General features: G+C 72.7%; 16 protein-coding genes and 1 pseudogene. 8 read left to right on the forward strand and 9 right to left on the reverse strand.

Features of this window, described 5'->3' with window-relative positions; genetic code table 11:
* The first annotated feature begins 55 nt into the window (after positions 1-55).
* The gene (locus ABZ562_RS15405; RefSeq protein ID WP_361478624.1) at positions 56-1,192 is read left to right on the forward strand and encodes a helix-turn-helix domain-containing protein; all 1,137 of its coding nucleotides are present in this window, start codon (positions 56-58) and stop codon (positions 1,190-1,192) included.
* A 119-nt stretch (positions 1,193-1,311) separates the two neighbouring features.
* The gene (locus tag ABZ562_RS15410) at positions 1,312-2,280 is read left to right on the forward strand and encodes an alpha/beta hydrolase (RefSeq protein ID WP_361478627.1); all 969 of its coding nucleotides are present in this window, start codon (positions 1,312-1,314) and stop codon (positions 2,278-2,280) included.
* Between the two features lie 29 nt (positions 2,281-2,309).
* On the opposite strand, the gene ABZ562_RS15415 is transcribed toward ABZ562_RS15410, so the two are convergent.
* Both ABZ562_RS15415 and ABZ562_RS15420 read right to left on the reverse strand, forming a co-directional pair.
* Positions 2,310-2,636, reverse strand: a complete 327-nt coding sequence (locus ABZ562_RS15415) for an AzlD domain-containing protein (RefSeq protein ID WP_361478630.1) — start codon at positions 2,634-2,636, stop codon at positions 2,310-2,312.
* The gene (locus ABZ562_RS15420) at positions 2,629-3,384 is read right to left on the reverse strand and encodes an AzlC family ABC transporter permease (protein ID WP_361478633.1); all 756 of its coding nucleotides are present in this window, start codon (positions 3,382-3,384) and stop codon (positions 2,629-2,631) included. Before ABZ562_RS15420 ends, ABZ562_RS15415 begins: the two co-directional genes overlap by 8 nt.
* Positions 3,385-3,464: 80 nt before the next feature.
* Here ABZ562_RS15420 and ABZ562_RS15425 point away from each other — a divergent pair, with 80 nt between their 5' ends.
* Positions 3,465-3,905, forward strand: a complete 441-nt coding sequence (locus ABZ562_RS15425) for an Lrp/AsnC family transcriptional regulator (RefSeq protein ID WP_361478636.1) — start codon at positions 3,465-3,467, stop codon at positions 3,903-3,905.
* A gap of 8 nt (positions 3,906-3,913) precedes the next feature.
* On the opposite strand, the gene ABZ562_RS15430 is transcribed toward ABZ562_RS15425, so the two are convergent.
* The 3 genes from ABZ562_RS15430 to ABZ562_RS15440 all read right to left on the reverse strand — a co-directional run bounded on the left by ABZ562_RS15430 (position 3,914) and on the right by ABZ562_RS15440 (position 7,449).
* Positions 3,914-4,540: an alpha-ketoglutarate-dependent dioxygenase AlkB gene (locus ABZ562_RS15430; RefSeq protein ID WP_361478639.1), complete on the reverse strand. Its 627-nt coding sequence runs from the start codon at positions 4,538-4,540 to the stop codon at positions 3,914-3,916.
* A gap of 102 nt (positions 4,541-4,642) precedes the next feature.
* A complete protein-coding gene (locus ABZ562_RS15435; RefSeq protein WP_361478642.1) occupies positions 4,643-7,048 on the reverse strand; it encodes a glycoside hydrolase family 44 protein in 2,406 nt (801 codons plus the stop codon).
* A gap of 239 nt (positions 7,049-7,287) precedes the next feature.
* Positions 7,288-7,449, reverse strand: coding sequence for a hypothetical protein (locus ABZ562_RS15440; protein WP_361478645.1), 162 nt, complete (start codon positions 7,447-7,449; stop codon positions 7,288-7,290).
* A 120-nt stretch (positions 7,450-7,569) separates the two neighbouring features.
* Between ABZ562_RS15440 and ABZ562_RS15445 the strand changes: the two genes are divergently transcribed.
* Complete coding sequence (locus ABZ562_RS15445; RefSeq protein ID WP_361478647.1) at positions 7,570-8,460, forward strand: GntR family transcriptional regulator; 891 nt, start codon at positions 7,570-7,572, stop codon at positions 8,458-8,460.
* A gap of 34 nt (positions 8,461-8,494) precedes the next feature.
* Here ABZ562_RS15445 and ABZ562_RS15450 read toward each other — a convergent pair whose 3' ends face one another.
* Positions 8,495-8,689, reverse strand: coding sequence for a hypothetical protein (locus ABZ562_RS15450; protein WP_361478650.1), 195 nt, complete (start codon positions 8,687-8,689; stop codon positions 8,495-8,497).
* Between the two features lie 86 nt (positions 8,690-8,775).
* Between ABZ562_RS15450 and acnA the strand changes: the two are divergent.
* A pseudogene (gene acnA / locus ABZ562_RS15455) lies at positions 8,776-10,662 on the forward strand (aconitate hydratase AcnA); the annotation flags it as partial.
* Positions 10,663-10,699: 37 nt separating this feature from the next.
* A complete protein-coding gene (locus ABZ562_RS15460; RefSeq protein WP_361478653.1) occupies positions 10,700-11,383 on the forward strand; it encodes a GAF and ANTAR domain-containing protein in 684 nt (227 codons plus the stop codon).
* Between the two features lie 153 nt (positions 11,384-11,536).
* On the opposite strand, the gene ABZ562_RS15465 is transcribed toward ABZ562_RS15460, so the two are convergent.
* Both ABZ562_RS15465 and ABZ562_RS15470 read right to left on the reverse strand, forming a co-directional pair.
* The gene (locus ABZ562_RS15465) at positions 11,537-13,513 is read right to left on the reverse strand and encodes an aconitate hydratase (RefSeq protein WP_361478656.1); all 1,977 of its coding nucleotides are present in this window, start codon (positions 13,511-13,513) and stop codon (positions 11,537-11,539) included.
* Positions 13,514-13,652: 139 nt separating this feature from the next.
* The gene (locus tag ABZ562_RS15470; RefSeq protein WP_361478659.1) at positions 13,653-14,579 is read right to left on the reverse strand and encodes an EamA family transporter; all 927 of its coding nucleotides are present in this window, start codon (positions 14,577-14,579) and stop codon (positions 13,653-13,655) included.
* A 68-nt stretch (positions 14,580-14,647) separates the two neighbouring features.
* On the opposite strand from ABZ562_RS15470, the gene ABZ562_RS15475 reads away from it, so the two are divergent.
* Positions 14,648-15,502 carry a LysR family transcriptional regulator gene (locus ABZ562_RS15475; RefSeq protein WP_361478662.1) on the forward strand — a complete coding sequence of 285 codons (855 nt, stop codon included), beginning with the start codon at positions 14,648-14,650 and terminating at the stop codon, positions 15,500-15,502.
* A 98-nt stretch (positions 15,503-15,600) separates the two neighbouring features.
* On the forward strand, positions 15,601-17,151 hold the full coding sequence (locus tag ABZ562_RS15480) for a carboxylesterase family protein (protein WP_361478666.1): 1,551 nt from the start codon (positions 15,601-15,603) through the stop codon (positions 17,149-17,151).
* Here the strand turns inward: ABZ562_RS15480 and ABZ562_RS15485 are convergent.
* Positions 17,144-17,638, reverse strand: a complete 495-nt coding sequence (locus tag ABZ562_RS15485; protein ID WP_361478669.1) for a MarR family winged helix-turn-helix transcriptional regulator — start codon at positions 17,636-17,638, stop codon at positions 17,144-17,146. The two genes, ABZ562_RS15480 and ABZ562_RS15485, sit on opposite strands and share 8 nt — an antisense overlap.
* Positions 17,639-17,681: the final 43 nt, after the last annotated feature.

Below are 17,681 nucleotides of genomic sequence, written 5' to 3' on the forward strand. Positions count from 1 at the left end.
GAACGGTACCCGAGGAGGACTGTGTGGTGTACAGGAATGCGCCAGAGGGCGGGAATTGAACGGCAACCCGCCTGCCGAGCGCAGGTTATCCGCCGGGCACGCGCTGCATTGTCCGGCGACGCTTCCGCCGGACGACAAACGGGCGCAGTGGAGCGGCGCCGTATCGCGCGCTCTTCTCTCCGTCGACACGCGCCCGAAGAGGCCGGACCGATGGTCGGCCCGCATCACGACCGAAGAAATCGACCCGGTGCGCATAGCCGCCGTCGATTCGGATCCGCTGACTTTGTCGCGTAATCCGGGGCACATCGCCGCGGACGGCCGCGATTTCCTGATGGCCCGTCTGCAGGAGGACGGAATCTCCACGGTCCATCAGGACGGCCGCACGGGATCGCTCGTCCCCGGAGCCCTGGCCTTCTGCGACGCCTCGCGCCCCTTCACCCTGGTCATGCCGGAGGCGTACCGGGCGACGGTCATCGTGATGCCGCGCAGGGCGCTGGGGCTGCCCGAATCCGAGCTGCGCCACCTCACCGCGCGGCCCATCGGCGCCGACACGGCGCTGTCGGCCATGCTGGTGCCCATCATCTCGCGGCTGGCGGGCGGCGCCGGTCCCCACCCGTGGCACATCCGGCGGCAGCTCGCCCGCACCCTGCTGGATCTGCTGACCACGCTCGCGACCGGCACCCTCGACTCGCTCGGCACGCGCGACGTGGAGGACCGGCGGGCCGGGGCGGACCGCGCGCATCTGGCCCGCCTGCACGCGTTCATCAACAAACACCTGGCGGATTCCGGGCTTTCACCGGAAACGATCGCGCGGCAGCACGGAATCTCCGTGCGCTATCTGCACAAGCTTTTCCAGGAACAGGGCACCACGGTCGGCCGGTGGATCCGGCAGCGGCGGCTGGAGGAATGCCGGAAAGAGCTGGCGCGCGGCGGCCGGTCGAGCCGGACGGTCGCCGCCGTGGCCCAGCACTGGGGATTCATCAGCCCGGCCCATTTCAGCCGGGTCTTCCGGGCCGCCTACGGAATGTCCCCCCGCGAATGGCAGGCGCTGTGGCGGGAACCGGTGGGCGCCTCCCACGACCGCGCGATCGACGGGAGCGCCGGCCCCGCGGCCCTCGTCGGCCCGGCCGGTGCGCTCATGGACGACACGGCGTGCGCCCCTGGTCAAGGCGGGGCGCGGCATCGCGCCTAGCGTCCTGCCGACGAGTCTTCGTGCCGGGCGACCGCACGAGCCCCCCTCCCCCTTCGCCGCCGGAACCACTCTGTCTGGTTTCCACCGGCGTACGACACCACGGCTTCAAGGAGTGACACATGTCCGACGGCATCGAGCCGGTCCAGCCGGTCCTGGAACCGGCGGCGGCCGCCTTCGCGGAGGCGACCGCCAACCCGCCGTACCTGTACGACCTCGACCCGGCCGAGGGCCGCAAGGCCGTCGACGAGGTGCAGTCCGGCGAGATCGGCAAACCGGATGTCGACGAGGAGTGGATCACCGTCACCGGTGGCCCCACCGGCAGCGTCCGGGTCCGTATCGTCAAGCCGTCCGGCGCCGCCGGGACACTGCCGGTGATCCTCTACCTCCACGGCGCGGGCTGGGTGTTCGGCAACGCCCACACCCATGACCGGCTGGTGCGCGAACTCGCCGTCGGCGCGGACGCCGCCGTGGTGTTCCCCGAGTACGACCTCTCCCCCGAGGCCCGCTACCCGGTCGCCATCGAGCAGAACTACGCGGTCGCCCGGTGGATCGTCCGGGACGGCGCGGGCAAGGGCCTGGACGGCACCCGGCTGGCGGTGGCCGGGGATTCGGTCGGCGGCAACATGTCCGCCGCGCTGACCCTGATGGCCAAGGAACGCGGCGATGTGCCCCTGCGCCGGCAGGTGCTGTTCTACCCGGTCACGGACGCGGCCTTCGACACCGCCTCGTACCACCAGTTCGCCACGGGCTACTTCCTGCGCCGCGACGGCATGCGCTGGTTCTGGGACCAGTACACCACCGACGAGGGCGAACGCGCCGAGATCACCGCCTCCCCGCTGCGGGCCACCGCCGAGCAGCTCGCCGGGCTGCCCGCCGCCCTCGTCATCACCGCGGAGGCCGATGTCCTGCGCGACGAGGGCGAGGCGTACGCGAACAAGCTGCGCGCGGCCGGTGTCCCCGTCACCGCGGTGCGCTTCCAGGGCGTCATCCACGACTTCGTCATGCTCAACGCGCTGCGCGGGACACCCGCCGCGCAGGCGGCCATCACCCTCGCGGCGGACACGCTGCGCACCGCGCTGCACGACTAGCTGGGACCGCCCGGGCGACGCCTCGCGGCTCAGAGGGCGTTGACGAGCGCCACGTAGACGGCGGTGCCGATGCCGACGCTCAGGATCGTGCGGCGGCCGAGCGCGAGGTGGACGCCCGCCGTGACGGCCACGGCGAGCAGCGCGTACGGCGTGGTGTGCGGTTCGGCGGCGACGCTGCCGTGCAGGGCGGTCACCGCGAGGATCGCGAGGATGCCCACCGGCATCCACGCCGACAGCTGCCGCACGATCGGCGAGGTGCGCAGGGTGCGCAGCACCGCGAAGGGCACGGCCCGCAGCGCGAGGGTGATCGTGAAGACGATCGCGAGGACGGCGACCAGGTACGGGGTGCTAGGCATCGGTGGCCTCCTCGGCGGGGCGGCGGGTGGTGCGGGCGTGGCGGGCCAGCAGCAGGGCGACGAACAGCAGCAGCGCGGTGAACAGGGCGGCCCCCGGGGTGAACACGAGCGCGACCGTGACACTGGCCCCGGCCAGAGCCACGGAGGGGATCTCGTGGCGTGAGCGGAACGCGTCCAGCGTGAGCACGGTGAACAGGGCGCACAGCGCGAACTCCAGGCCCTTGATCGGCCCGGGCAGGGCCGCTCCCAGGGCGACCCCGGCCAGGCCGCCACCGACCCAGTAGATCTCGCAGGCGATCTGCATGGCCAGCAGACGGTGCGCGGAGCGTTCCGCCTCGGGCAGGGAGGCGCTGACGGCGTATGCCTCGTCGATCATCGCGTAGACGGCGTACGCCTTCGCGAACGGGTTCCTGACCAGGTGGAGGGGGAAGGAGAAGGCGTAGAACACATGCCGGAAGTTGACCACCAGGACGGTCAGCGCGACCGAGGCCAGTGGCGTGACGGTGGCCACCATGCCCACCAGGAGCAGTTCCAGGGACCCGGCGAACGCGGACAGGGACAGCGCCGGGGCGAGCCACCACGGCAGACCGGCCTGGATGACCAGCAGGCCGAGCGCGATGCCCAGCGGGAAGATCCCGAGCCCCGCCGAGAAGGAGTCGCGCACCCCCGCGGTGATGCGTTGCCTTCGGACGTCCGGGGCCGGTGCGGGATCCGGCGCCGCGGTCTGTGGGAGAACGTCGTGTCGCACCCGCTCATCGTTTCGTGAAACCCGCGCCATGTGGTTGCGAATATTGCTGATCAAGGGCGTGATCGTGCAATCTTTGAGCCATGGATGCCATGGACCGAGCAATCATCGCCGAGCTGGAGCGCGACGGGCGGTTGACCAACGTCGAGCTGGCCCACCGGGTCGGGCTCACCACCGGCCCGTGTCTGCGGCGGGTCCAGCGGCTGACGGCCGACGGCGTCATCCGCGGCTACCGCGCCGTCATCGACCCCACCGCCGTGGGGCGCTCCTTCGAGGTGCTGCTCGACCTCACCCTCGACTCCCAGGACGCGGAGACCACCCAGCACCTGGAGCAGACCCTGGCGCGGGCCGAGGAGGTCCTCGAACTGCGTCGGCTGTTCGGCAGCCCGGACTACTTCGTGCGGGTGGCCGTGGCCGATCTGGCCGCCTACGAGGCCTTCCTCAGCGGGCACGTCATGACCATCCCCCGGGTCAAGAACGTCACCTCGCACTTCACGATGAAGAACCTCAAGCCCGCCCCGTAGCGGCGCTGTCACCCCACACCGGTGGGCCGGAACTGAACGCTGATCCGCGGGCCCGTCGTCCGTGAGGTCTTGGGGACGGCGTGTTCCCAGGTGCGCTGGCAGGAGCCGCCCATCACGATGAGATCGCCGTGTCCGAGCGGCCGCCGCACGGTGGCCCCGCCGCCACGGGGGCGGAGCAGCAGATCACGTGGCGCACCCACGGACAGGATGGCGACCATGGTGTCCTCGCTGCTGCCGCGGCCGGTCCGGTCGCCGTGCCAGGCCACGCTGTCGTGACCGTCGCGGTAGTAGCACAGCCCGGCCGTGGTGAACGGTTCCCCCAGCTCGGCGGCGTAGTACGCGCAGAGCGCGTCCCGGGCCTCGGTGAGGACGGGGTGGGGCAGGGTGTCGTCGGCGCCGTAGAAGGCGAGCAGCCGCGGGACGTCCACGGTGCGGTCGTACATCCGCCGCCGCTCGGCCTTCCAGGGGACGTCCGCGGCGAGCCGCACGAACAGGTCGTCGGCTCCCCGCAGCCATCCGGTCAGCAGATCGATCCAGGCCCCGTCCCCCAGCTCGGTCCTGCGCACCCCGCGCAGGGGGCCGAGCACGGCGTCGTCGGACTGGTCGAAGAGCGAGCCCTGGAGATACGCGCCCATACCGGCAGTGTACCCAGGTAATCGAGCATGTGTGCGATCAGGCGTGACCCGCGCCGCGTCGTGCGGCCTTGAGCGGGTGCGTGCGCCCGGGCCGGTACACGGTCACCGCGCCCTCCTCCGGTTCGGCACCGCCGCCGCGCCGGGCGCGTGGCCGGCCGGGGCCGCGATGCGGGCGGCGGCCGCGGTGCCGGGGGCGGTGCACGGCTTGCCGTTCAGGGTGAAGTCCCGTGGCGCGGGGTTGCCGCCGGCGTAGGAGCCGTTGAAGCCGACCGTGGTGGAGCCGCCGGTGGCCAGGGAGGCGTTCCAGCCCGCGTCGTCGACGGTGACCGCGGTGGCGTTCTGGCGCCAGGTGCCGTTCCAGCCGGCTGTCACCTTCTGGTTGCCGGTGAAGGAGAAGCCGAGACGCCAGCCGTTCAGCGCGGGGCCCTTGTTGGTGATGGTGGCGGTAGCCGTGAAGCCGGTGCCCCAGTCGTTGCCCACCGCGTAGCCGACGGTGCAGGTGGCCGCCGGGGCCGTGGCGGTGGTCACCCGGACCGGGGCCGATGGCGGGGAGCTGCGGCCCGCGGTGTCCTTGGCCACGACGCGGAAGGTGTAGGCGGTGGCCGGGGACAGCCCGGTGACGGTGGCGCTCGTGGCGGGGGCGTCGACCGTGGCGACCGGGGCGCCGGTGGTGTCGCCGGAGTACACCTGGTAGCTCGCCACCGGGGACGACCCGGCGGTGGACGCGCCCCAGGTGAGGGTGGCCCGGTCGGAACCGACGGCGGTGGCGGACGGGGTGCCGGGCGCGGTGGGCGGCTTCGCCTCGGAGGATCCGGCGGGCAGGACGTACTCGGTGATGGAGTAGGCCGGGAAGGTGGTGGTGAAACCGCCGTCGGTCAGCGGCTGATCGGCGAGGTGCTTGATCGCGGTGACGTCGTCCTGACCGTACCGGTAGACCTGCGCCGAACCGCCCGGCGCGGTACCGCCGGTGATGGACACCGGGGCGGTCAGATCGCCGGTGGTCTTGTTGACGACGATCATGGTCAGCGCCTTGTCGCCGCTGCGCTGAGCCGCGTAGACCGCGAGCTTGTCCTGGTCGGCGCTGGCGGCGTGGACCGAGGTGTCGCCGAAGGAGCCGCCGTCGCCGTCGTAGTTGCGGAACATGCGGAAGGCGAAGGCGCCCGGCTCGGTGGAGGTCGGTGGATCCCACAGGGTGGCGAGGTCCAGCCCCTCCCGGCCGAAGATGCCGAGCACATCGGCCTGGGCGAGGGCCCCGTTGATGTGGTCCAGCGCGCCCCAGTTGTACTCGGTGATGGCGAGCTTGGTGCCCGGGTAGTTCTCGTCGACCAGGGAGCGCATGCGCGGGATGAACTGGACGGGCTGGTTGATCCAGCTCTCGTCCACGTACGTGGGGTCCCACAGCTGCCGCGTGGAGCGCAGCCGCAGCGCCTGGGTGGCCGCGTCCACGTTGTCGCCGAACACCCCGGTCTGCTGGGGGTAGATGTGCTCGTCGAAGTAGTCCAGGACGCGGCGGCCGTGGCTCTGCTCGTACGCCTTCATCTGCTGGAGGTACCAGGGGGCGAACAGCTGCCCGCCGTGGGCCGCCCGGTCCGGCGGGTCGGACCAGCAGTCGCCGCCCTTCTCGTTGCAGGTCTTCTGGTCCAGGCCGGAGTAGATCAGGGAGTTGAAGCCCCAGCCGACCGGGCCGAGGGTCTTCGCCCCCGGGTCGGCGTCCTTGATGGCGTTGGCGGTGGCGTAGGTGCGCTCGCGCATCTCGTCATAGCCCGTGCCCTGCGGGTGGACGTCCCGGTGGGTGCTCCACCACAGGTCGGGCTCGTTGTCGAGGTTGTAGAAGCGGACGCCGCCGTCGTCCGCGGTGCCGTAGGTGCGGTTCAGGTACTGCACCCAGTCCTTGGTGAACTCCGGACCGGCGGGGACGCTGGTTTCGGCCGGGTCGTTGCCGGTGACGTTCGTGCCATCGGCCTTCACACCGTTGCCGCAGTCCGGGCGCCACTGGGCGTCGCTGGCCTTCTGCGGGCCGTACTTGGCGATGCTGAAGCCGCAGGCGGCGTTGCGGGCCGCGGTCGTCCAGCCGCTCATCGGCACGGTCAGCACGGTGTCGGTGCCGGTGCGGCGGTTCTGCTCGACGAACTTGTCGGCCTCCGAGCCGTTCGGCAGGTCGGCGGTGCCGTTCTCGTAGTACAGGTTCTCGAAGTACCAGTCGGCGCCCGCGTTGTACGCGTCGAGCTTGTAGTTGTAGCGGGTGGTGGCGTTGCCGCCCCACCGGCGGACCGGCAGGCGCAGTTCCCGGGCCAGCGCCTCGTCGGCGAAGTTGATTCCGTAGATGTGCGGGTCGATCGCCTTGCGGCCGGTGGTGGCGTCGACGCTGAGGGCGGGGCCCTCCGGGGCGGCGGAGGAGGCGACGGACCGCGCTCCCCCGCCCGGTAACGCGCTCGCCTGGCCGGGACCGGCCAGACCGGCGGCGGCCACCAGCAGCACCACGGCCGCCGGCGCGGCTCTCGCGGTCATGCGCCGGGGCCTGGGAGTCATGCGCGTGGTTCTCGGAGTCACGGGCCTGGGTCTCGGAGTCATGCGCGTGGGTCTCCTTCGGGGCGGGCCGTGCCGACGACAGGGACAGGACGGCGGGAGCCGGGAGATGGGAGCGCTCCCACCTTGCGCATGGTCAGCGAGCCCCGCGGGAGTGTCAACCGTCTCGACCGAACCCGGCCGACACCTCGTGAGGCACGGGAGACTTCAACGGAGGTCGGTCACGCGGTCGGCAGCAGGACGACTCCGTCCTCGTCGGCGTGGAGGAGGCCACCGGGGGTGAAGGTGACGCCGCCGAAGGACACGGGAACGTCGACCGCGCCGCGGCCGGCCTTCCCGCTCTTGCGCGGGATGGTGCCGAGGGCCTGGACGCCGACCGGCACACCGGCGAGGTGCTGTCCACGGGATCGCCCGTGTGCGTCGTCTTCTCGCGGACCCCCCAGGAGGCCCGGACCTCTTAGGATGAAGTGTCCTCGTCCACCACGTGAAGAGCGCAGGGGCTGATGTCGCGGCCGAACCTGACCACCTCCATCGCCACCCGTCTGGTGGACCTCGTCCGCCACAGCGGCCTCGAGGAAGGGGCCCACGTCACCGAGCAGTGGGCGGCCGACGCGCTGGAGGTCTCGCGCACCCCCGTGCGCAAGGCCATGGTCTTCCTCACCGAGGTCGGCATCCTCACCCGGGTCCCGAACCGCGGCTTCTTCCTGTCCCGCAGCGCGGCCACCCTGACCCGGCCCGATCTGTCCGGGGACACGGACGTCGAGCAGGAGGCGTATTTCCGGATCGCCGACGACTACGTCGGCGGCCGCTTCACCGGCTCGTTCACCGCCGCCGACATCAGCCGCCGCTATCAGCTGACACCGCGCCAGGCCGACCGGGTGCTGGCCCGGATGGACGGTGAGGACCTGGTGCGCCGCCGGGCCGGGGGCCGTGGCTGGGAGTTCCAGCATGTGCTCACCACCGTCGAGGCGCACGACCAGAGCTACCGCTTTCGGATGATCATCGAGCCCGCGGCGCTGCTGGAGCCCGGCTTCGCCGTGGACACCGAGGCGTTCGCGCGGCACCGGCGGCAGCAGGAGGCGCTGCTGTGCGGGGACATCCTGCTGCTGCCCCGGGCCGAACTGTTCCAGGTCAACGCCTCGTTCCACGAGATGCTGGTGGGCTGCTCGGGGAATCAGTTCCTGCTGGACGCCGTACGGCGGCAGAACCGGCTGCGCCGTCTGATCGAGTACCGCCACCAGGTCGACCGCTCCCGGCTGACCCACCAGGCCCGCGAGCATCTACGCCTGCTGGACCTGGTGGAGAACGGCGGCATCGAGGAGGCCTCGGCGTTCCTCCAGGGCCATCTGGACAAGGTCCGCTCCCTCAAGACCGGGATCGGCGGGGAAGCGTAGGGCCCCTCAGGCGCGCAGCGTGGGCCGGGGCGTCTCATCGGGCCCGGGCACGCGCGGCGCGGGGTGCGGAGCTGACGCGTACGGCGAGGGTGAGGGTGAGCCAGGTGGCGTCGGCCGGGCGCTCGGTCAGGACGAAGAAGCAGGCGATCCCGAGCAGTACGGCCGGGGCGCCCTCCAGGATGAACATCCAGCGCCAGCCGCTGAGGCCGAACCAGTCCACATGGTCCATGATCAGCGCGCTGAGCGGGGCGGCGAGGACGTAGGACGCGGGGATCGCGGTCAGGAACGGCGCGGTGGCAGTGGCCCGGCGTCGGCGCCACCGACCTCGCCCTCACCCTGACCGAGCGCTTGCGCGCCAGGGACGTGGTGGACGCGTTCGTCGAATTCTGCGGCACCGGTGTCACGACGCTGGGCTGGGCGGAACGCGCCGCGGTCGCCAACATGGCGCCCGAGTACGGGGCCACCTGCGTGTACTTCCCGTACGACGACGAGACCGCCGCCTATCTGCGGCTCAGCGGACGGGACGAGGCGCACGTCCGGCTGGTCGACGCCTATCTGACCGCCCAGGGCCTCAAGCGCACCGAGGACCGGCCCGAACCCCGCTACGACGATGTCCTCGACCTCGACCTCGGCACGGTGGAGCCGAGCATGGCCGGGCCGGACCTCCCCCACCAGCGGCTGTCGCTGTCGCGGGTACCCGCGTCGTACCGTACGGCGACGGCGGCCACCGGCCGGGCGACGGCCGCCACCGATCCGGCCTTCGGTGAACCGCTCCCCGAGGGCCCGGTGGCCATCGCCTCGATCACCAGCTGCACCAACACCGCCAACCCCGCCCTCATGGTGCAGGCGGGGCTGCTCGCCGAGCGGGCCGTCGAGGCAGGGCTCGCCGCCAAGCCGTGGGTGAAGACGTCCCTCTCCCCCGGTTCACGGGTCGTCGAGGAGTATCTGCGGGCGGCCGGACTGCTGCCCGCGCTGGAGAAGACCGGCTTCCACATCGTCGGCTTCGGCTGCATGACCTGCATCGGCAACTCCGGACCGCTGCACCCGGCGATGGAACACCTCGCCGAGCAGGACGCCATCGAGCCCGTCGCCGTCCTGTCCGGCAACCGCAACTTCGCCGGCCGGGTCAACCCGCGCACCGCCCTCTCCTATCTGGCCTCCCCGCCCCTGGTCGTGGCCTATGCCCTGGCCGGGTCGATCCTGCACGACTTCGACCGCGACCCCCTGGGCACCACCCCCGACGGCCGTCCCGTCCACCTGACGGACCTCTGGCCCACCGACGAGGAGGTGAACGCCCGCATCGCCGAACACGTCCGCCCCGAGCTGTTCCGGGCGAACGCCGCCCGCCTCCACCACGGCACCGACGCCTGGCGCCGCGTCGAAGCCCCGGGCAGCACCCGCTTCCCCTGGAGCCCCGGGTCGACCTACGTCCGCCGCCCGCCGCATCTGACCGGGCTGCCGGCCACCGCCCCGGACCGCGTCACCCTGGGCCGGGCGAAGGTGCTGCTGCGGCTCGGCGACGACGTCACCACCGACCACATCTCCCCCGCGGGCCGGATCCCCGCCGACAGCGCGGCGGGCCGCTGGCTGGCCGAACGCCACGTCGCCCGCCGCGACCTCAACCAGTACTCCACCCGCCGCAGCAACCACGAGGTCATGCTGCGCGGCGCCTTCACCAACCCGGCGGTGACCAATCTGCTGCCCGGCACCCAGCGGGGAGCGGGCGCCCACGCGTACACCGCCGACCGCGCCCAGGTCCTGCCCGTGTACGAGGCCGCGCCCACCTACCGCGACGCGGGCTACGACCTGGTCGTCGTCGCGGGCCGCAACCACGGCGCCGGCTCCAGCCGCGACTGGGCGGCCAAGGCCCAGGCCCTGCTGGGGGTGCGCGCGGTCGTCGCCGAGTCGTACGAGCGCATCCACCGCAGCAATCTGATCGGCATGGGCGTCCTGCCCCTGGAGTTCACCGAGGGCGACAGCGCGTCGGCCCACGCGTTCACCGGCGAGGAGGAACTCTCCTTCGAAGGACTCGGCCATCTGCGCGTCGGCACCAACCGGGTGATCCTCCACCTCCACGGGGACGACGGCCGCCACACCACGGCGGAACTACGGCTGCGCGTCCACTCCCGCCAGGAGCTCGCCTACCTCCGCCACGGCGGCATCCTGCCGTACGTGGTCCGGCGCTCCCTTCAGGGCCCATGATGTCCGTGCGGGGATGTTGGCGAGAGAGACGGTGCACATGGACTGGGAGAGCTTCGCGGAGCAGATGGCCGTGATGGCGCGGGACCTGCTGGCGCAGGAATCGGTGGACTCGACGCTGGACCGGATCACCGAATGCGCCGTGGAGATCGTCGAAGGGTGCGACGCGGCCGGGATCCTCGTCCTCCACGGCCGGCGGGTGGAGACCCTGGCCCCCACCGACGGTCTGGTGGTCCGCTCCGATCAGTTGCAGGAGAAGACCGGCGAGGGACCGTGCTTCGACGCCGCGCTCCGCAGCGAGCCCGCCTACCGGATCAAGGACCTCGCCGAGCCGCAGGAGAAGTGGCCCGAGTACGGGCGCCGGGCCCACGAACTGGGCATCGGGAGCATGATGGGATTCCTGCTCTACACGAGAGAAGAGGAACTGGGTTCGCTGAACCTGTATTCACGGAGCACGGGCACCTTCACCAAGGGCAGCGAGACCGCGGGCTGGCTGCTGGCCTCGCACGCCGCGGTCGCGTTCTCCAGCGCCCGCACCGCCGACCAGCTCCAGCAGGCGCTCTCCACCCGGCACACCATCGGTGAGGCCATGGGCATCCTCATGGAACGCCTCAAGATCGGTGAGGACGATGCCTTCAACGTGCTGCGGCGCGTGTCCCAGGAGCGCAACATCAAGCTGCGGGACATCGCCCGGCAGGTCTGTGAGAGCGGCGGTCTCGACTGACCGCCGAGCCGCCGCGGGGCGGCTCCACCGGCCCGCATTCTGGACCGGAAGAGCCTGGCCATCGTGTTCCCCCGGGGGATCAGCTGACGGCGTGGCCCGCGAGTACCCGGCGCCCGGTCCGGTATGCACGCGCGCCGGGCCGAATGATGGCGGTCAGCGGGCGAGGGCCGGGATGATCCCGCCCGCGAGGACCGCCTCGCACTGCCGGGGCGAGAGCCGGTGGCGCAGCGGGTATTCCTCGTCCCGGGTGGTGTTGCGTACGCGGAGCACGGGGTCGTCCGGCCGGGCCAGGGCCTCGCGCAGACCGGACAGCCGCAGCCGGTCGCCGGTCTCGACGCGCTCGTAGTCGCCGGGGTCGTCGAATTCGAGGGCGAGGACGCCGAAGTTGGCGAGGTTCTGCCAGTGGATGCGGGCGTACGACTTGGCGATGACCGCCCGCAGCCCGAGGTAGCGCGGGGTGATGGCGGCGTGTTCGCGCGACGAGCCCTGGCCGTAGTTCTCCCCGGCCACGATGAGGTGCCCGGTGTCGTCCCGGACCGACGCGGCGCGCCGGGGGTAGTCGGGGTCCAGCCGGGTGAGGGTGAACTCGGCCAGCTTCGGGATGTTGGACCGGTAGGGCAGGGCCTTCGCCCCGGCCGGGGAGATCTCGTCGGTCGAGACATCGTCACCGGCCTTCAGCAGGACCGGGCCTTCGAGGGTGTCCGGCAGCGGATCGAGATCGGGCAGGGCGGAGATGTTGGGGCCGCGCCGCAGCCGGACGCGGCGGGCCTCCTCCGGCGGCAGCGGTGGCTCCAGCATGGCGTCGTTGACCGACGGCGGTTCGGGGGCGTGCGGGGTGGGAGGGGTCGCCGACAGCCGGTCGGCCCACTCACGCGGATCGGTGATGACGCCGGTCAGTGCGGAGGCCGCGGCGGTCTCCGGTGAACACAGCCACACCGCGTCGTCCTCGGTGCCGGAGCGGCCGGGGAAGTTGCGCGGGAAGGTACGCAGCGAATTGCGCCCCGCCGCGGGCGCCTGACCCATGCCGATGCAGCCGAGACAGCCCGACTGGTGGATGCGGCCACCGGCCGCGATCAGGTCGAACGTGGCGCCCGAACGCGTCAGGTCCTGAAGGATCTCGCGGGACGTCGGGTTGATGTCCAGGCTCACCCCCGGCGCCGTCTGCCGCCCCGCCACCATGGCCGCCGGTACGGCGAAGTCCCGGAAGCCGGGGTTGGCGGAGGAGCCGATGACCGCCTGCCCGATGGGCTCCCCGGCGGCCTCCCGGACCGGCACGACGTTTCCCGGGGAGGTGGGCCGGGCGATCAGCGGCTCCAGGGACGACAGGTCGATCTCCTCGTCGAGGTCGTACGAGGCGTCCTCGTCGGCGGTGATCGGGACGAAGTCCGCGCCGCGCCCCACCCCCTCCAGGAAGCGGCGCACCGCGTCGTCGGAGGGGAAGACGGTGGTGGTGGCGCCGAGTTCCGCCCCCATGTTCGCGATGACGTGGCGGTCCATGGCGGTGAGGGAGGCCAGCCCCGGCCCGTGGTATTCCAGCACGCGGTGGACGCCGCCCTGCACCCCGTGACGGCGCAGCAGCTCCAGGATCACGTCCTTGGCGCTGACCCATGGTGGCAGTTCTCCGGTCAGCCGGATGCCCCAGATCTTCGGCATGGTGAGGTGGAGCGGCCGTCCGGCCATGGCGAGGGCGACTTCCAGGCCGCCGGTGCCGATCGCCAGCATGCCCAGGGAGCCGCCCGCGCAGGTGTGCGAGTCGGACCCGGCGAGTGTTCTGCCGGGGGCGCCGAAGTGCTGCATGTGGGTGGGGTGGGAGACCCCGTTGCCGGGTTTGGAGAACCACAGGCCGAAGCGGCGGGCGGCCGAGCGCAGGAACTCATGGTCCTCGGCGTTGCGCTCATCGGCCTGCAGGATGTTGTGGTCGACGTACTGGACGCTGACCTGTGTCCGGACCCGGTCCAGCGCCAGCGCCTCCAGTTCCTGCATCACCAGGGTGCCGGTGGCGTCCTGGGTGAGCGTCTGGTCCACGCGCAGCGCGATCTCCTCCCCCGGCACCATGCGGCCGGACACGAGGTGGTCGCCGATCAGCCGCTGTGTCACGGTGCCGTGTGCGTGGCCATGGGGCAGACCCATAGCGGTACCGCCTTCCCGGTGCGGCGCGACCGGACCGTCCGGGGCGCCACCATGCGGGTTCCCGTTCCGCGGCCGCCATGCGGGGCCCGCCCCGGCACAGTCACCCGGACGGGCGCCCCCGGGCGCGGGGCCGGGGCCGTCAGGCGCGCGAGGTGAGGATGCTGAGCGCGTTGGCCGCGACGATGGCGCCGATGCTCGCCCACTCCGTCCAGCCCAGGTTCTGGCCGAGGAGGATCCATCCTACGACGGCGGCGAGGACCGGGTTGACGCTCATGAAGAGCCCGAAGGTCTGGGCGGGCACGCGGCGCAGGGTGAACAGGTCGGCGAGGTAGGGCACGGCGGAGGAGAGGACACCGGCGACGATGGCGTACCCGGCCGCCCCCGGGGTCGGCGGGTGCCGCACGGCGATGACGATTCCGACGGGCAGGAACAGCAGGGCGGAGAGCGCGGCGGCGGCCGCCGACCCCTGCGCTCCGGGGACGCGGCGGCCGACGGTGCGGTTGAGCAGGATGTACGACGCCCAGCAGGCGGCGGCCAGCAGCCCGAGGCCGAGGCCCGCGTAGTCGGTGGAGGGCTGGGGGCGCATCAGGGTGACGACGCCCGCCAGCGCGACCAGCGCGCAGCACGCGTCCGTGCGGCGGTGGGAGGCGGACAGGGCGATGGTGAGCGGGCCGAGGAATTCCAGGGTCACCGCCAGCCCGAGGCCGATGCGGTCGATGGCGCTGTACAGGGACAGGTTCATGGCGCCGAAGACCAGGGCCAGCAGCAGTACCGGCCCCCACTGTTCCTTGGTGAAGGTCCGCCAGCGGGGGCGCCCGACGGCCAGCAGGACGATGGCGGCGACGTACTGGCGCACCGCGACGACGCCGGTGGCTCCGAGCACGGGGAAGGCGAGGGAGCCGATCGCGGCGCCGGTCTGGTTGGACAGGCCGCTGCCGGCCATGGTGAGCACACCGGCCGGAACCCGGCCGGCCGGTTTCCGGCCCGCTGGGCGGGGCACGTCCGGGCCGGTGTGGTGTGAGGAGGCGATCCGCTGGGCGGAGACGGGGGCGGGGGCTGCGTCCATGCCCCGATCGTGCGGTGGCGGGACCGTTGCGCAAAATGCGTTGGACGACGTACCTATACGCTTGGGTTATGGATGTGGAGCTGCGGCAGTTGCGCTGTCTCGTCGCGATCGTGGACGAGGGCACGTTCACCGATGCCGCGATCGCGCTCGGGGTCTCCCAGGCGGCCGTGTCCCGCACCCTGGCCTCGCTCGAACGCGCCCTCGGGGTGCGGCTGTTGCGGCGGACCTCCCGGACCGTGGCCCCGACCGCCACCGGACTGCGGGTGGTGGCGCACGCCCGGCGGGTGCTCGGGGAGGTGGACGGTCTGGTGCGGGAGGCCAGGTCGGGCCACACCCGGCTGCGGATCGGCTACGCCTGGTCGGCGCTGGGCAGCCACACCCCCGCCTTCCAGCGCCGCTGGGCCGCCGCGCATCCGGAGACCGATCTGCACCTGGTGCGGGTCAACGCCACCACGGCCGGTCTGGCGGAAGGCGCCTGCGATCTGGCCGTGCTGCGCAGGCCCCTGGAGGACCGCCGCTTCGACTCCGCCATCGTGGGTCTCGAGCGGCGGCTGTGCGCGATGGCGGCGGACGACCCGCTGGCCTCGCGCCGCTCCCTCAGGCTCGCCGACATCGGCGACCGCACGCTGCTGGTCGACCGGCGCACCGGGACCACCACGCCCGAGCTGTGGCCGCCCGGCTCCCGCCCGGCCACCGAGGAGACCCAGGACATCGAGGACTGGCTCAACCTGATCTCCACGGGCCGCTGCGTGGGGATGACGGCCGAGTCCACCGCACACCAGTATCCGCGGCCCGGCGTCGCCTACCGGCCGGTGCGCGACGCCGAGCCGATCGCGGTGCGGCTGGGCTGGTGGCGGGACGATCCGCATCCCGCGGGGCAGGCGGTGATCGAGCTGATCACCGCGCTCTACCGCACGGGGTGACCGGACACCCCGGCCGGGGCACGCGGATACGGCCCGTGCATCGTAGGGGGACATAGTCCCCTACGGACCCATTCCCGAGGCACGTTGAGGAGTCATCGATGACGACAGCCGAGTCCCGCGCGACGGCGGCCGGGTCCGCCGAGCCCGTGGTGCGCACCGCCGCCGGTGCGGTGCGTGGCCGCCGGGAGGACGGTCTGGCCGTGTTCCGCGGCATCCCGTTCGCCGAGCCGCCGGTGGGGGACGCGCGGTTCCAGGCGCCGCGCCCGGTGCGCGCCTGGGACGGCACGCGGGACGCCTTCGTCTTCGGCCCGCCGCCCCCGCAGGAGTCGGCGTTCTTGGGCCGCGCCGGTGTGCTGGAGGCGCCGACGGGCGACGACTGGCTGACGGTCAACGTCTGGACGCCCGAACCGGATCCGGCGGCCCGCCGCCCGGTGATGGTGTGGATCTACGGCGGCGCCTACAAGCTCGGCCACTCCGGCAGCCCCGGCTACGACGCCCGGCACATCGCCCGCGACGGCGACGTCGTCGTGGTCACCCTCAACTACCGGGTCGGCGTCGAGGGCTTCGCCCACCTCGACGGGGCGCCCGCCAACCGGGGTCTGCTCGACCAGGTCGCGGCCCTGGAGTGGGTGCGGGAGAACATCGCGGCGTTCGGCGGCGACCCCGGCCGGGTCACCGTGTTCGGGGAGTCGGCCGGAGCCGGATCGGTCGCCGCGCTGCTGGCCATGCCGAGCGCGGCGGGGCTGTTCCGGCGCGCCATCGCGCAGAGCGTGCCGGGCACGTACTTCTCCGGCGAGCTGGCCGGGGACATCGCGGGCGCGCTCGCCGCCGAGGCGGGCCTGCGGCCGACGGCCGCGGATCTGTCCACGGTGGATCCGCGCCAACTCCCCGCCACGGGTGAGGCGCTGGGTCCCAGGATGCGCCGGTACGAGGAGCGGTGGGGGCAGGTCGTCCACACCCTGACCCCCTTCGCGCCCGTCGTGGACGGCGAGGTGCTGCCGACCACCCCGTGGCAGGCGCTGGCGACGGGGGCGGCACGCGATGTGGAGCTGATCGCCGGGCACAACAGGGACGAGTACCGGCTGTTCCTCGCCCTCGGCGGGCAGCTCGGCCGGGCCGGTGAGGAGGAAGCGGCGGCGGCACTGCGCGCGTTCGGGCCGGGGCCGGACGGCGAACGGGCCTATCGCGCCGCCTTCCCCGAAGCCTCGCCCGCCGAGCTCCACGAACGGGTCCAGTCCGACTGGCTGTTCCGCATGCCCTCGCTGCGGCTGGCCGAGGCCCAGGTGGCCGGGGGCGGCCGCGCCCACCTGTACGAGCTGACCTGGCCCGCCCCGGCGGGCGGCGGCGCCATGGGCGCCTGCCACGGCCTGGACATACCGCTGCTGTTCGGCACCTTCGACGCCGACCTCGGCATGCTCCTGTTCGGCGGCTCCGGCCCCTCGCCGGAGGCCGAGGCGCTGTCGTCCCGGTTCCGCACGGCCTGGACCGCGTTCGCCACGACGGGCGACCCGGGCTGGCCCCCGTACGACCCCGACCGCCGCCTCACCCAGGTCTTCGACGCGCCCCCCGAGGTCACTCCCTACCCGGAGGAGGCCTCCCGCCGCCTCTGGCAGGACCACACCTTCCCGGCCCTGCCGCTGCTCACGTAACGCCCTCGGCGCGCTGGACGTTGGCGACCATCGTGCGCAGCACCGTGAGCGCGGCCACGTACTCCTCGTCGCCGACGCCCTCGTGGACGACGGCCCGCACCTCGGTGACCAGCGCGCGCAGCCGGACGCGGGCGGCTTCGCCCGCGCCGGTGAGGTGCAGGCACTGCCCGGCGTCGGCCCGCAGCCAGTCGCGGTGCAGCAGCTGGTCGATGACACGGGCGATCTCGTGCGGCCCGTCCGCGAGGGGTGTCAGCCGCGCGGTCACCTCCGCACGGCTCGGCGGGGCCGGCCAGGAGTGCACGCAGTTGAGCACCCAGTACTGCGGCTGGGTGACGTCGATCCTGGCCATCGCGTCGCGCAGATGCCGGGTGACGGTGGTGTGGGCCAGCCCGGTCCAGTAGCCGACGGGCTGGTTCGCCAGCACGTCGTCGGTGGCGGCGGGATCGGCCGGGGCCTGGTCGGTGAGGTCGTCGCGTAACGGATGCATGATCGCGACGCTACCGCCCGGCGGCGGGCGTGGACATGGCCGC

The sequence above is a fragment of the Streptomyces sp. NPDC019937 genome (assembly GCF_040631655.1).
Taxonomy (GTDB): Bacteria; Actinomycetota; Actinomycetes; order Streptomycetales; family Streptomycetaceae; genus Streptomyces.